This is a genomic window from Microcoleus sp. PH2017_09_SFU_O_A (assembly GCF_020738625.1).
Classification (GTDB): Bacteria; Cyanobacteriota; Cyanobacteriia; order Cyanobacteriales; family Microcoleaceae; genus Microcoleus.
In genome coordinates this window covers 14,535-28,445 of the sequence record NZ_JAEQCF010000015.1, presented here as the reverse complement: position 1 = coordinate 28,445, position 13,911 = coordinate 14,535, and the positions used below count along the sequence as shown (strand labels likewise).

The window sequence follows — 13,911 nt, the reverse complement described above, 5'->3', positions numbered from 1 at the left end:
ACTACAAACCATATCGAAGTTTGACAAAAAAGCAAATCATCTAAATTTCCGCTTCAGCCCTACCACCAAAACCCACCCCAAAGTACATCCCAAAATATAGCCAATAAAATCCTCCCACGAAAAGCCACTACCCAGAAACAAACGCCCAAATAATGTAGCGCGAATAGCTTGCAAAAAAGGAGGTTTCCACAGTTGGCTAAATTCAATGAGACAGTTAAAAATGAAAACTCCCCAGGCAATTTTAGTCGGAGAAACTTGGGGAAACATGAAAACAATTAGCAGAATCAAGAAAATTTGGTAGAGAAAATCACCAAAATAATCATTAAAAAACTCTCGCCCCGGCCCCGAATAGAATTCGCTGCTTAAACCGACAATCAAAATAGGGATGATAGTCAATAAAAGAGCAACTCGATAGTTAAAAAAGGGATGCGCGCGATTAAAAGGTGGTGCCATTTTAGGTATTAGTAGTAGGGTGCGTCAGTTGGCACGATTTTAGATACCCATTGAAAATCTCTGTGCTGACGCACCGTGGCAACTATTGGCTATTCGCCAAGAATCAAACATAATATTATTCATCAAATCTGGTGTTATTGAACAAGTTCGCTGCGAGATACCTTACTACTTCTAGCAGGATTTGGCGTTAATTCCGGTGGCGAAACTTGAACGCTTCCCCATTCAGTCAAAAAGCTTTTCAACAAAACCTCTTGCTGAGTGCGAAATGCCTCGACATTTGCCCCTCGATTCATAATCACAAACCACACGGTTTCTTGTTTTTGAGTGGGTAGCGCTCCGCCCAAAGCGCTAACATTATCCAATGTGCCAGATTTGACTACTGCTAACTTTGGCAGCGCCCGTTCTGACAAGATTCCTTTATCTTTGCCAACTACAGTTAAGACATCAGCAACTGTCATGCTGTAAGGTTGCAGGTAGCGTTCTAAAGCTATAAATAACCCGCACGCAGCCCTAGGAGAAATGCGATTGTCGTCGCTCAATCCGGAACCGTTGACGAGTTGAATTTCTGCGGGAGGAACTCCAGTTGCTGCTGCTGCTTTTTGCGCGACTGTTTTGGCGCCACCAACAGTATCAGCTAGCATATCTGCCATGAGATTGTTGCTGTACTGATTCATTTTTTTGATAAGTTCGGCGAGGGGTAAAGAATAATGTTTGGCTAAGGGTACGGCGCTGGGACGTGCTGGCAAAACTTTGACAGTACCATCAATTACTATTTGGGGTTTCGGTGTATTGGGAGGAAGTGTTTGATACTGGGCTGCGGCTTCGCCCGGCCAGATTTCACTGTTCAATGCTTGTTTGAGCAATTCTCCTGATTTGAGGGGATTTAATTCAAAGTTCATGTAAAATTTACCGACAATGATTAAAGTGCCAGTGACTCGCTTGATGCCTTTTTTATTTAAGATGTTACCGAGGGCGATCGCCTCTTCCCACACAAACAACGGATCTTCGCTGCCCTCAATCACTAAATCGCCTTTTAATACACCGTCTTTGATGGTGCCGTTGGTACTAATTTCGGTGATAAATTGATGTTCCGGCCCGAATTGTTGCAGCGCTACCAGAGATGTTGCTACTTTGGTAATGGAAGCGGCTGACAGAGGAACTGTACCTTGATGATTGGCGAGTAATGTATTGCCCGATTGCATCCAGATGCCTTGGTCTTCTTTGGCAGAACCTTGGGCCGTCAATGCGTTGAGATATTGCTGGATTTTGGTATTTGTGGCGGTTTCGGGATTGTTGAGAGAAACTGTTAACGGCTGATTGGGTTTAACTGGCGGCGGGGAAGATTCGGCTACAGGAGAGGGAGTTGCAAGTTGGGGTGATTCGGTAGCGGCGCATCCGGCGATCATTGTGAGAAGGGCGATCGAGCTTACAGCACTCAAGTAGCGGTTTTTCAGCATTACCTTAATCTTTTCCATCAAATTTACCATCATCTTTCGGCATACCCGATGGAAAGTTTAGCATTAGTCCGCGCGTCTTCCTTCTGGGATCTTTCTTCGCGAACTTAGCGTCTTCTTGCTTTCTTTAAATATAGATATCTTGGAAATGCTTCGGGATTTGATCTTCAGCGCCTGGGGTTCTCACCCCAGGCCGATCGCAATCGCAAATTCTCGGTAAACTGGTTTATCCAGCCATACTGCCCATACTCCCCATACTCAGGGGCACCATTTCGCCGTGCATCGTCAGGCCTAATAACATCGGCTCATTAACTCGAATCAACTCTCCTGTAAGGGCGCAGCGTTCCTCCTGCTGTGCTGTGGCGTTAATGCTGGCTCGAATATCCGATCGACAAAACATCTGACGATACTCTCCAGACTTCTGCTGGACGTAATTCCAGAGCAAATCTCGAATCAAAGCTTGATAGCCTTGATTGCCAGCGAGCTCTTTGAGTCTCTCCTTGAGCTCTCTTTCCAATCGAATGCTGGTGACTTCCATTTCGGTGGTTGAGGTTCTAGGTAGGGTATGCATAATTTTTCTCCGTGACGGGTGGACATATCTGTAATATCAGTGTAGTATGTTTAAAGCTAGATTTAAAGGTCTCAGATCACTTTCTGCCTACTGTGAAATTTTTCCCCACCTACTCTACTTATCAACTCAAGTGCGATCGCCCCAGGGGTCGCGCTGAGTCCTCACGGCAAGTCTTTATGACAGGTTTGCTAACCCCTACAGCGACCTCGTGGGCTGGGACAAGCCCAATTAAACCCGGTTATAGTGGATTAGGACTAATTTCAGAAATTAATTACAACGAGGTAGACCGGGACGGTCTGGGAGTGGCACGGCCACACCATAAAGATAGGCGAAGCGGGAGGTACAGCTAACGACTGTACCAACATAAGATGAAAATTTGCATGAAAGCAGTTTTTCTAGCCCCCGCTTCACTCGTAAGAGAAGCGGGGGCATTTGATTGGAGATTGGAGCAATTTGGCAAGGCTTGGGGAACTCGCAAAAACTAGATGTAGCCAATGCTGGGAAGCATTCCAAATCTAAAATCTCAAATCTAAAATCTCAAATCTAAAATCCAAATGAGGAGGAGCAAGCCGTGACCGTAGTAACTGATGTATTGAGGCAATCTGTTGTGGTATTTTCTCAAAATTACCTACCGATGAGCCGTGTCAACATCAAACGGGCGATCGTACTTTTGGTAACAGGCAAGGCTGAACCTCTGGATTTTAGCATCGGCAATGGCTATCTAGTGCGATCGCCCAGCACCAGCATCCACGTACCCGAACAAATCCGCTTAACTTTTGGCAACAGGGAGCGTGTTTGGAAAGTACCACCGGTCAATCGCCGGGAAGTGTTGCGCCGAGATGCCCATGCTTGCCAATACTGTGGCAACAACAGGCATTTGACGCTGGATCACGTGATGCCTCGATCGAAGGGCGGGTCGCATACTTGGGACAACGTAGTGACGGCTTGCGAACGGTGCAACTCTCGTAAGGGCGATCGAACTCCCATAGAAGCTGGAATGTCTCTGCGAACCAAGCCGAAGGCTCCCATTCACCCCACTGTTGCTTTTGCCGAAATGTTTTGGCACGAATACCAAATTGGGGAATAGGGAATGGGGCATGGGGAATGGGGCATGGGGAATAGGGCATGGGGCATGGGGCATGGGTAATAGTTAGTGGTTTTTCTAATAACCAATTCCCTATTTGACCAATTCCCTATTTGACCAATTCCCAATTCCCAATTCCCAATTCCCAATTCCCAATTCCCGATTCCCAATTCCCGATTCCCAATGCCCAATTCCCAATTCCCAATTTTCAATTTTCAATTCCAAATTTAAGGCTGTCAATATGCTGAAGTTGACTTACACTGAAACGGGCTTTAACCTAGAGCGTTTGGCTCAATCTCCCGAACAGTTAGTGGCGCTGCGAGTTGTGCTGGCTATGCGAGTTGGTCAAAGCATCAGCGTCGAACCGAGCACTGCGGCATTTTTGCTGCCCGCGAATTTGCCGGCGCTTTCTCTGTTGGAATCTGAGGCCCGCCGAGATGATACCGATTCGATCGCTCTTTGTGTTGCTGATGCTGATTTTGTCGAAGTGACCCTGCGCGGTACGTGGATTGGAGGGGCATCTGAAGGCGCTGATGGGGTGTTTGCGACGGTTTTGAGCGATCGGGCGGAGCGGTTGTTGCTCGGACTCTGGCTCGAAACTCAGGCTGCTGCCGAGGTTGTCGGGGAAGTCGGCGATTAAGATCCGATCGAGAAAGTTCGGCAGGGAGCATCTCGGCGCCAGCTTTGATAGCAGTGCGAGCGTCCCCGCTCGCGAGTGATAAAATACGCGAGCGGGGACGCTCGCACTGCTGTAAAAAAAATGCTTTTTGCAATCAGATGCTTTCTCCATCCCCCACTCTCGTTAAGGCGTGTAAATGATGTTGAAGTAAATGCCATTATCTTGCAGGTTGTTGCCTTTATCGGTAATTCTCACCAAAGGAAAAGCATAATCTACACGCAAGTTCACCCGCCGTATCGGTTCCCAGATTACCCCCAAACCCATACCTGCTAAAAATGTCTGATTGGTTAATTTATTAGGATTATTGGGAGCGTTCCACACCGTACCCGCATCCAAAAAAGGAGCTAATTGAAGTTTGGGATTTCCCGAAGCATCCCGCTGCAAAGTAATCCGATCCTCGATCGACAGTCGGAAGCCGTTATCGCCAGAACGCACATTTTGGCGGTAGCCGCGCAGAGATTGCCCGCCGCCAATTACAAATTGCTGCGAAGGTAACAAACTATTAGCAGAAAGTTGTAAGTCTGACTGCAAAATTAATAAATGTTTATCATTTAATCGCTGTACTCGCTGCACTTGACCCAGCCAACTCAAAAATTGTCCGTCAGGGACAGAACCTTCATTTTGAGTAGCATCAAACAAGCTTGTGCCGATCGTAAATTGCGATCGCAAAGCCCAAGCACCCTGGGGATCCCGCCGAATGTAGTCCTGTCCCAGCTTGATCGCAGTGGTAGTCGTGACACCATTGGAGTCAGGGCCCGAGCCAAATGGAGTCGGTACACCGGCGACAAAAGTTCTGCCTTTCTGATAAGTAAGACCGGCAGATAAGGCAAATTCTTCGATCGGCGTTCTCCGCAGCGGCTGGCGGTAACTAACTTCAAATAAATGCGATTTTCCCGAAATGTCAAAAGCATCAAAAGGTTCTTGTACTATACTGTTGCGGTTCGGCGCTGCCCTCAATTGCAACGTGCCGTTCATCGCATTTAGCGGCAAGCGATAGCTGAAATCGAAGACATCTGAATCGCCGAGCGATCGATAATAAGCACCCGCAAGTTCATCGCCATTTCCTGTGAGATTGCGGTGCCGCAAACTAACACCCAATCTTTCAGAACCGACGCTGGGAGGCGAATAATTGTCAATGCTGAAACTAGATTGAAATGGATTAGCTTCCGTAACTCTGACGATCAGAATGCTCTCTCCTTCATTATCCCCAGCCCGCAGGCTGGCTTCTACATTGTCAAATAAAGGATCGACTCGCAGCAGCCGGAGTTGGTTTTCTAATGAAGCTGTACTTAAAGGCATTCGGGCACCGAGTCGAATCCGGCTGCGGATGTAACTTGGATGCAATCTTTTAGCTCCTTCTACCTCAATTCGAGTCAGCTTGCCTTCGATAACTTGAATTTTGACTACCCCTGCGGTGATAGTTTGGGGCGGCAAGACGGCTCTCGAAGTGATGTAGCCACGATTGAGGTAAATTTCGGTAATTTTGTCGGCGATTTGTTTGAGCTGTTCTAGCGTGGTAGAACGGCCCTCTAACGGCTTGACTAAGGCATTAATTTCGTCTTGGCTTAAAATTGTGCTGCCAACTACCTGAATTTTCTGCACCTGAATTACCTGATTCGGTAGCGGCAGGGGAACTGGGGACGGGCGCTCCGGTGCAACTGGTTGCGGTATTTGAGGAGGTTCTGGGGAAGGCTGCGGGGCCGGTTGCAAAAATCGATCGCGATTTGGATCTGGCTGAGTCGGTGGCGGGGGCAGGTTTGGAGGGGTATTTTGTGGGTTTTGGGCTAAAACATTGCTATGTAGCTGGTTAGGGAATATCGGTTCGCTGTTAACTAGATTTTGTGCTTCGGGTTCCGGGTGGGCATCACAACCAGTTTCATTAATTGTGGAACAGCGATCGGCCTGGTTGTCAAGAGGGTTGTTTTCGGCAAAATCCGGCAGTTGATTGAAGTTAGTTGCAGTTTCATCCTGCTTGATTTCGAGTTTTTGCAGTGCTAATACTCCGTTGGCCGGATCTGCTAAGTTGTCAGCGGCGGCGGGCAACTGAGAAATATCGTCCGTTTGGGATATAGCTTGATGGGCATCAAAGCAAGCAATGGGGAGCGCAGTTAGAAGTGAAATCCCCAACCGAAATATTGCAATATTTGCTCTCGGGCGCATAATTAATATTTTTGTAAAATAATTTTGCTTGCTGCTTGACTATGCAAGTTTACCATTTAGTATTGGGCGCAATTTGAACATAAAATTTTCAATAGTCCGGCTTTCCAGAGACAAGGGGACTGGGAGCATCTCAATTTTGCTATCGAAGTCGATCGATCTTTTAGATTTTAGATTTTAGATTTTAGATTTGGGGGATTGGGGGATTTAGTCGCGAGGATCGGGACTCTAGTAGCATCTGAAGTGCAGTCGCTTCAATAAAAATGCCCAGTTGCAACCTCCCAGATCCTCCTAGCGAATCCTTATGCTGGTCAGCGCAAAAATTTTAATTTATTGAGGACGATCGACCAAAAAACCCGAGACAGGCAAAAATCATCTGTGGCGCTGCCAAATACCGCGCGCGATCGCCACGGGTTTTTGGTACTTGCTGCACAAGTCGAATTATTTTTTGGCGATGGGTGTTAACTGACTGGGGATTAATGGTTCTCGGGCAATTTTGCCGAGTTCGACTGCACTCAACACTTCTGACCACTCGAACGCTAAACTGGCATCGCTGGGAGACTCCACGCGCAATTGAGCTAGAGCTGCCAGGTACTCGTACCAGAGACCTTGTTTGCCGAAGATGCTCAGCTTGGCGCGACCCTCGGGCGATCGATCCAACTCTGTTTTCAAGGTTGGGGCCACTGCGATGCGGTTTATCCACCCCGAAACGAGAACCTCATCTCTATAGTTTTTTGGGTTGCATTTGATAGTAAAGTACCATTGATAGTTTTTGCCAACTTCCAGGGCTGGCGAGTTGCCGTCGGAGCCGAGGTTGATGCTAACGATACCAGGACGGCTCGTTACCATCCGAAAACTTTTTTTGTATACCGTTTTGTCGCTTTCGTCTGCTAACTCAAACTGAACTGTTTTGTCGATGGCTACGGGAAGGTAGTAGAAAAATGTCGGCTTTGCTGATATTGTTTGCCCCATAGTTGATTGGGGAATCAAGGCAGTTAAGGCATTTGTGGCAGTGCATTCTAAGCCGCGGGTTCCTCCCCCTTCCCGTCTTCCGGGTACTCCCTGCTCCGGCGGTTGAAAGTTATTCCACGTGCCTCCCAATTGCTGGTTGTTCGGTCTGCTTCCAGTTAGTTCCGGGGGTTGAACTGTTTGCCAGTTGAGTGGTAGCTGCGGTTGTGAGGGGCGGCGGACATTGTTACCGGGGCTGTTGAGAGCAAGAGCTGGTATTAAACTACCAACGGCAACTCCCTCTAGAGACAGAATTAAGGAAAGAGCACCGATGTTTAGAGCAGACTTCCAAGCCATGACGAACCTGCCTTCTAATGAACCTAGGAACTTAAACACACGATTTTATTCTACCCAAGGTTTTGACGGATCTAGTAATCTGTTGTACTTAATTTATATCTTCCAACAGATACGATTAGTTTGGCCCTTCTGAGCAAGATGGAATTCTGTGTCGCGTTTTTCAGTGGTAGCTTGGTAGTTATACTTACTTGCCTGCACGACAGCAGGTTGGGTTGAGCTTGTCAAAGCCAATGTTCAGAAAGACTAATATTCCGGTTTTTTTACTGCGATCGCAGGCTAAAAAGCGTCTTTTCGTAAAAAAACCGGTTGATGCGTCAGTTCAGGATATCAGGAACCTCGGCAATTTTGCTGATGAGCCTAAAGCGATCGGCTACAAGTGAGCAAATTAAGTTTTCTGTACAATACAATAGCGGCAAAAAAATTTAGCATGAATCTCGATTCACCTGTTCTCTCGGACAAACAGCCTTCGGGGCTGCGGATGGTAAGACCGATCGGGGTCTACGCGCTGCACGGCATTACTTTTTTAGGAAATAGGTTATTCGCGGTCGATCGCACCGAAGGGCTACTATTGGAGATCGATCGAGAAACTGACAACACTACTGTTTTGAATCCTCATCAAACGGCTAAGTTTGCAGGCGCAACCGGGCTGGCGATTTGGGAAGATACTCTCTGGTTTTCGCGAGATGAGGATATTTGTTGCTGTCCGGGCGCAATTCGGGATGGGGCAATCGCTGAACTCAAACCCGAACATTTTGTTTCCCTTTCTTATCCCGCTGACGGGATTGCAGTTTGGAAATCTACGCTGTATGTGACTTGCCAGAGATTGGGCTATATTCTGGTTTTTGATGTAAAAACTGGTCGGGAAATTACTCGGTTTTATGCTCCCGGTATTGGCATAGAAAATATCACTGTCCGGGATGAGGAACTCTGGGTTTGCGACAAGACTGAGCAAACTGTTTACTGTTTGGAACGGGCAACTGGGGAGATTAAATTTAGCGTTTTGACTCCCTTTGAGTGGCCTTCGGGTTTGGCTTTTCACAAAGATTCCCAGACGGGCGAAGAGGTTCTGTATGTGGCTTATGCCGGGGATGAACTTTATATTCGGGACGATCCGAATTCGGAAGATCCTTTTCAGTTGACGAAGCGCGATCGCACTTTTGTTCACCCTTTATCTTTTCACTACAATGAAGCCGAACGCTTCGCTCTGTCAAATGGTTTTTTGATGGAAATGTCCTATGTGGAGGAACTTTCTCCCCTGGATGAGGTAGAAATCGATAATTTGGAGTGGCGGATTGCTTTACCTTCGGACACTCACCGACAAAAGGTCAGGAAAATTACGCCGATTGGGATGCCTTTTACTGAGGAAATTCAGGAAGGGGAACGGGTGGCGGTGTTTAAGTTCGATCGCCTCCAGAAGGGGGAACGGCGAGTTTTTGGCTGGAAGGCGTTGTTAGAAGTGCGATCGATTAAGTATCAGTTGTCACCTCGGAATGTAGAAAAGATACCGCAACTATCGCCGGAGTTTGCAGCGAAGTATTTGGTGGACAATGATAATTTGGCGATGGATACGGAGATTGTGCGATCGGCTGCGGTGGCCTCCATTGGCACAGAAACTAATATTCTGAGGAAGTTACTGAGCATTCGCAATTTTGTTTACGACCAACTTTCTTACGGGATTAGACCTCACATTGACACTCCCGATATTGTACTGCGTCGCGGCGTCGGTTCTTGCGGCGAGTATGTGGGGTTGTTGTTGGCTTTGGCAAGGTTGAACGGAATTGCTTGTCGCACAATTGGGCGTTATAAGTGTCCGGCTTTTGCTGACAGAAAAGGTTTGCCGCTGGAACCCGATTTCAATCACGTTTGGCTGGAGTTTTACATTCCAGGTTTTGGCTGGGTGCCGATGGAATCTAATCCTGATGACATTCAAGACAGAGGCCCTTATCCTTTGCGGTTTTTTATGGGTTTAGCTTGGTATCACGTGGAAATTGGCAAGGGAATTCGCTTCCAAAGTCTCACCAGCGGGGGTCTGCCTTTGAAGAAGGAGGATGTTTCCGTGGGAAGTCTGGCCATTAATCATGTCCGGTTTACAATTTTGGAAGAGTTGTTTTAAGGAAGAGTTGACTGTTGACTGTTGACTGTTGACTGTTGACAGTTGGCAGTTGGCAGTTGATAGTTGACAGAGGGAAGACTCGGAGTATCTCACTTTTGTAAAAAAGCAATTTCTTTACAGTGCGAGCGTCCCCGCTCGCGAGTGTTAGATAGATCGTAGATCGCGAGTTCTTGAAGTGGTCGCACTATAAAATCAAAACTGAGATGCTTCCGGGAAGACTTTTCTCATCTCCCCCTCTCGGACTCTCCAAGTCTCCCTCTCACCCAATTCAAAACACGTTCGGTACAATAACCGTTATCAGGTTTGTAGTGAGGACTTTAGTCCGCAGAGTTTGATGAAGATTTCCATTCCTTGCTACAAACTAATTTTATTGGGGTTGTGCGATCGCACATAATCTCAAGTCTAAATCTCAAGTATAAGGCAAGCAGGAGGGGTTGTGGAATTTTCGATTGCTAATTTGCTGGTTTTGGTAGCCTTTGTGCTGTTGCTGACAGTGACTGGCGGGGTCGCTTATTTGACAGCAGTTGAATGGCGCGATCGCAGGCGCTTAGATAACGCCAAGCGTAAAAAATAGTCGCTATTTGCTGTTGACAAATTGCATTTTTCATGATAGTAAACAAGGCAACCCAAATAGGTCGCCTTTAGAGGTTTGTAGTGAGGACTTTAGTCCGCAGAAATTGATGCGGACTGAAGTCCTCACTACAAACCTATTTGATTTAGTAGGATTCACGGGCGGGACACCCGCGCCACAATCAACACACTTGAAGTCATTGGTTATTGGTTGTTGGTTGTTGGTTGTTGGTTATTGGTTATTGGTTATTGGTTGTGCATTTAAATTGTATCTTTAGGGCGGGCAAGATGCCCGCCCCACAAAAGTTTAACTTTATTCGGACGTGCAATTTAAATGCCTCGGAGCTGATTTGTCCTATGTTTCTTGTTAGTTGTTCGTTCTAATAACCAATAACCAGTAACTCATGCCCTATGCCCTATGCCCTATGCCCCATGCCCTATGCCCTAGTCAATTATCCACGCGCGAATCAGTTCGTTTACCTCTTCTGGTACTTCATCGTGGGGACAGTGACCGGCTTTGATAAAGTGTTCTGTCAACTGCGGATAATGTTCGCGGAATTTGGCGCTTCTGTTGGTAGAATTCATCCACGGATCGCCCTCTCCCCACAGCATTAGCAGCGGGCAATTTAATTGACTCAACAATACGTCGATTTTTTCACCTTGGGGTGTTCGGAAGACGGAGGCGAATACTTTGGGTGCACCCCGATCGCACGAGGGTTGGTAAATTTCTTCTACTAATTGGTCTGTGACGGCGCTTTGGTCGAGATAAACTTTTTGTAGGGTTTTCCGAATTGTCGATCGCCCTCGTACGTATTGGAACAGCAGAAAACTTGCCCAATCTTGCTGGAATAAGGTTTTAGCTACGGTAGATATGGCTTTTTGCAAGGGCGGGGCTTCGGGTGCGGGCTGAGGTTCGCTGAAGGGGCCGGCGCTGTTGATTAAGATGAGTCCGGTGGCTGATTCGGGACGCTGGGCTGCTACGCACAAGGCGGCGTAGCCTCCGAGGGAGTTGCCGGCTAGTACGGCGGGCCGGCCGATGACGTTGGTGATGAAGTCGTGGAGTTGGTCGCGCCAGAGCTCGCCGCTGTACTGGATTTCGGGTTTTGCCGATCGCCCGAATCCGATCAGGTCGATCGCCCAGACTTCAAATTCTTTGCTCAGACCGCTGATATTTTTGCGCCAGTGGTCTGTGGATGCTCCAAAACCGTGAATTAACAGCAGGGGAGGGCGTTCGAGATGTCGATCGCTCGACCGCACATAGTATACTGAATGGCCCCGCCATTGCCAGTATGTGCCTGGAATGGGGGTTGCAGTGATGGCTGGGGTTGTTTGCATAATGTAAAGAAATAAGTATTTACTTTAACTATTGTATCGTGAGGTTCAGATTTATAAAGTTTTGCCAAGGCGCTGGGGTTTTGCCAGTAAGGGATACGTCAAGTTGGTCGAGTTGGGCTAGTGCGGGCGATCGCACTCATAATCAATAAGTTTTGTAACAAATATTGATTTGGTAAAGGTCGCAGCAGTCGGATTTTCAGTATTCGATCGGCATTTTGGAAATATATCTGGTTTCGACTGCAACACACCTAGGTAAGATCCTTGCGATCTTTGGTACAAGTAGGAGATCTAGGCGATCGGGCCCAAGCTGTGGTGGTGGGAGTCGATCCCCATTGGCTAGGAGTCAAGGGATCGACTTTTTTGGACGGATTTCCGATCTTTTCAAGGTGGGGATCGTTTGGTAAGCGAGCTGTTGACGGCTTGGGATGCAGCGGGTTCAGCTTCAGTGCCCTAGCAAAAGCCGACCTCAAAAATCAGGATGCGGGTAGAAGTTATAAGTAAAATTACTGGGAGTTCTTGGCAAAAGTTTCTGAGAATCGCAGAATATTTTGTGATGTTCTTTGCTTTTCTTAACGGCTTTGATACTCTAAGATAGAAATAGAGCTGCGCCGCTCAATTAATGAGTATTTTGAATACTAGGGAGCCAACTATGCAGGGTGTGAAGTTTATCCACCTGAAAGTTAGGGAGTTTTCTGAGTGATTGCTATCTCAGCCCGTCCGGTCGTCGGACGCAATTGGATTACGATTAGCTTCGCTTCTACCCTATACCTTTGTCCTATTTTGGATCTGCTCCTAGCAGAGATTCCGCCTCACTGGCAAGCGGAATTACGGTTGGGGCTTCAAGAAGCTTTGGTAAATGCCGCTAAGCATGGAAATAAGTTAGACCCCAGTAAAACTGTTGGAGTCCGTTTTTCGATCGTCCAAAACGAATATTGGTGGGTGATATCAGACGAAGGTTGTGGCTTTAAAGCACCTTGCGGTTGCGACCTTTATACCGATACTTGCGACAGTCTCATAACAGAGGATGTTGCAGATAATTCTGCATTCCCCCATGTTGAACAAGAATGTGGTAGGGGGCTGTTTATCCTTTACCAAATATTCGATCGGGTTGAGTGGAATTCTCAAGGCACAGAGTTACGGCTGTGCAAAGAACTTCCCAGTCGCTACCGGCTGCCTCGCTTGCGCTAGAACTGATATTTGGCGACGTTTTTCAGATCAGCTCGACCTGCATTTTTTTTCGTTTCCTCGCTGAACCGAGGATGGAGAATTTTGAGTATCAGGCTATTGATAGTAGATGATAATGCAAAATGTGAGTTTTGAGTGAGAAAAGTATAAATCTTTTTTAGCTCGCAATCGCGCTGCTCGATCGAGCAGCGCGATTCTTTGAGTTTTGGACTCTAGTCAAATATTTAACTCAAGAGTCAAAATTATTTGCCGTGAGTCGGGCACGGAGGTGCACAGATCGATCGATCCAGCCATCCTGCTGCTTGGTTTAAGCGCGGCAGAGCTTCTTCGGGCTGATTTTTCAGCAAAAAGACCAAAGCGGCCGCGGCTTGCTCTCCGGCCCGGGCGGAACGGTTGGCTTTGAGGCGGTGCCAATCTCTTTCGGAAATGGCGAGGCGGGCTGCGAGGGCTTGAGCCAGTTCTACTGTGCTCAGCTCGTTGAGGTTGACAGTTTGGGTTGTTTGTGTAGTTTCAAGCATAGATGGCAATTATAGCTATTTGGCTGCGGTTTCTGAATTGAAAAAATATACTGCATATAATAACAAGTTAATTGGGAATTGTTTTTTTCAGTATTGTCGGGTTTGCAGATCGAAATGCCTCAACAGCCGTCAGAGTTAAATCGGGAAGATTCAGAAAATGAGTTTGTGCAGGCGATCGCAGCAGTGGAGCGATCGCTCGCAGCAGTCAAAGAGCGTTACACTCAGATTCAGTGCGATCGCCAGCGCCAAGCCGAACTCGGCAACCGGCGAGAAGATGTCCGCCAGTCTCTGCGCCAAAACCCATTACCGCAACTCAAGAAAGAATTGCGGGAAATTGAACAAGAACTGGAAACGATCGAGTTAAATTTAGAAAGCAGCCTGTTTTCTTGGGGAAGCATAAAACAACCTTTTTGGCAAGCGGTTCGCTTTGGGGGACTCGGTATTTTGCTCGGTTGGATTTTGAAATCCTATGTCGGTTGAATTATGT

The 13,911-nt window shown here is 47.3% G+C and carries 16 protein-coding genes; 8 read left to right on the top strand and 8 right to left on the bottom strand.

Features of this window, described 5'->3' with window-relative positions; all coding sequences use genetic code 11:
* Positions 1–36: 36 nt before the first annotated feature.
* The 3 genes from JGK16_RS08230 to JGK16_RS08220 form a co-directional block, all read right to left on the bottom strand.
* Positions 37–453 carry a DUF2809 domain-containing protein gene (locus JGK16_RS08230; RefSeq protein WP_293181593.1) on the bottom strand — a complete coding sequence of 139 codons (417 nt, stop codon included), beginning with the start codon at positions 451–453 and terminating at the stop codon, positions 37–39.
* Positions 454–587: 134 nt separating this feature from the next.
* Positions 588–1,943: a D-alanyl-D-alanine carboxypeptidase gene (locus tag JGK16_RS08225; protein ID WP_366038647.1), complete on the bottom strand. Its 1,356-nt coding sequence runs from the start codon at positions 1,941–1,943 to the stop codon at positions 588–590.
* Between the two features lie 190 nt (positions 1,944–2,133).
* Positions 2,134–2,478: a ribbon-helix-helix domain-containing protein gene (locus tag JGK16_RS08220; protein ID WP_293181586.1), complete on the bottom strand. Its 345-nt coding sequence runs from the start codon at positions 2,476–2,478 to the stop codon at positions 2,134–2,136.
* Between the two features lie 571 nt (positions 2,479–3,049).
* Here JGK16_RS08220 and JGK16_RS08215 point away from each other — a divergent pair.
* Entirely contained in the window at positions 3,050–3,565 is a 516-nt protein-coding gene (locus tag JGK16_RS08215) for an HNH endonuclease (RefSeq protein WP_293190189.1), read from the top strand.
* A 90-nt stretch (positions 3,566–3,655) separates the two neighbouring features.
* On the opposite strand, the gene JGK16_RS08210 is transcribed toward JGK16_RS08215, so the two are convergent.
* A complete protein-coding gene (locus JGK16_RS08210) occupies positions 3,656–3,802 on the bottom strand; it encodes a hypothetical protein (RefSeq protein WP_293202945.1) in 147 nt (48 codons plus the stop codon).
* 1 nt (position 3,803) lies between these two features.
* On the opposite strand from JGK16_RS08210, the gene JGK16_RS08205 reads away from it, so the two are divergent.
* The gene (locus JGK16_RS08205) at positions 3,804–4,202 is read left to right on the top strand and encodes an alr0857 family protein (RefSeq protein ID WP_293181580.1); all 399 of its coding nucleotides are present in this window, start codon (positions 3,804–3,806) and stop codon (positions 4,200–4,202) included.
* A 162-nt stretch (positions 4,203–4,364) separates the two neighbouring features.
* On the opposite strand, the gene JGK16_RS08200 is transcribed toward JGK16_RS08205, so the two are convergent.
* Both JGK16_RS08200 and JGK16_RS08195 read right to left on the bottom strand, forming a co-directional pair.
* A complete protein-coding gene (locus tag JGK16_RS08200; RefSeq protein WP_293190185.1) occupies positions 4,365–6,368 on the bottom strand; it encodes a ShlB/FhaC/HecB family hemolysin secretion/activation protein in 2,004 nt (667 codons plus the stop codon).
* A 471-nt stretch (positions 6,369–6,839) separates the two neighbouring features.
* Complete coding sequence (locus JGK16_RS08195) at positions 6,840–7,703, bottom strand: DUF928 domain-containing protein (protein ID WP_293181574.1); 864 nt, start codon at positions 7,701–7,703, stop codon at positions 6,840–6,842.
* Positions 7,704–7,933: 230 nt separating this feature from the next.
* On the opposite strand from JGK16_RS08195, the gene JGK16_RS08190 reads away from it, so the two are divergent.
* The 3 genes from JGK16_RS08190 (at position 7,934) to JGK16_RS08180 (ending at position 10,390) form a co-directional block, all read left to right on the top strand.
* Positions 7,934–8,083, top strand: a complete 150-nt coding sequence (locus tag JGK16_RS08190) for a hypothetical protein (protein WP_293181571.1) — start codon at positions 7,934–7,936, stop codon at positions 8,081–8,083.
* Positions 8,084–8,130: 47 nt separating this feature from the next.
* Complete coding sequence (locus tag JGK16_RS08185) at positions 8,131–9,816, top strand: transglutaminase domain-containing protein (RefSeq protein WP_293181568.1); 1,686 nt, start codon at positions 8,131–8,133, stop codon at positions 9,814–9,816.
* 436 nt (positions 9,817–10,252) lie between these two features.
* Positions 10,253–10,390, top strand: a complete 138-nt coding sequence (locus JGK16_RS08180; RefSeq protein ID WP_293147539.1) for a hypothetical protein — start codon at positions 10,253–10,255, stop codon at positions 10,388–10,390.
* A 440-nt stretch (positions 10,391–10,830) separates the two neighbouring features.
* Here the strand turns inward: JGK16_RS08180 and JGK16_RS08175 are convergent, their stop codons facing one another.
* Entirely contained in the window at positions 10,831–11,721 is an 891-nt protein-coding gene (locus JGK16_RS08175; RefSeq protein ID WP_293181566.1) for an alpha/beta fold hydrolase, read from the bottom strand.
* Between the two features lie 261 nt (positions 11,722–11,982).
* Here JGK16_RS08175 and JGK16_RS08170 point away from each other — a divergent pair, with 261 nt between their 5' ends.
* Positions 11,983–12,222 carry a hypothetical protein gene (locus tag JGK16_RS08170; protein ID WP_293181563.1) on the top strand — a complete coding sequence of 80 codons (240 nt, stop codon included), beginning with the start codon at positions 11,983–11,985 and terminating at the stop codon, positions 12,220–12,222.
* A gap of 195 nt (positions 12,223–12,417) precedes the next feature.
* Positions 12,418–12,909 (top strand): anti-sigma regulatory factor, encoded by a 492-nt coding sequence (locus JGK16_RS08165; RefSeq protein ID WP_293181560.1) that lies wholly within the window; start codon positions 12,418–12,420, stop codon positions 12,907–12,909.
* A 239-nt stretch (positions 12,910–13,148) separates the two neighbouring features.
* Here JGK16_RS08165 and JGK16_RS08160 read toward each other — a convergent pair whose 3' ends face one another.
* Positions 13,149–13,424: a DUF6439 family protein gene (locus tag JGK16_RS08160; RefSeq protein WP_293181557.1), complete on the bottom strand. Its 276-nt coding sequence runs from the start codon at positions 13,422–13,424 to the stop codon at positions 13,149–13,151.
* Between the two features lie 114 nt (positions 13,425–13,538).
* Here JGK16_RS08160 and JGK16_RS08155 point away from each other — a divergent pair, with 114 nt between their 5' ends.
* On the top strand, positions 13,539–13,904 hold the full coding sequence (locus JGK16_RS08155) for a DUF2203 domain-containing protein (RefSeq protein ID WP_293181554.1): 366 nt from the start codon (positions 13,539–13,541) through the stop codon (positions 13,902–13,904).
* The last annotated feature ends 7 nt before the right edge of the window (positions 13,905–13,911 follow it).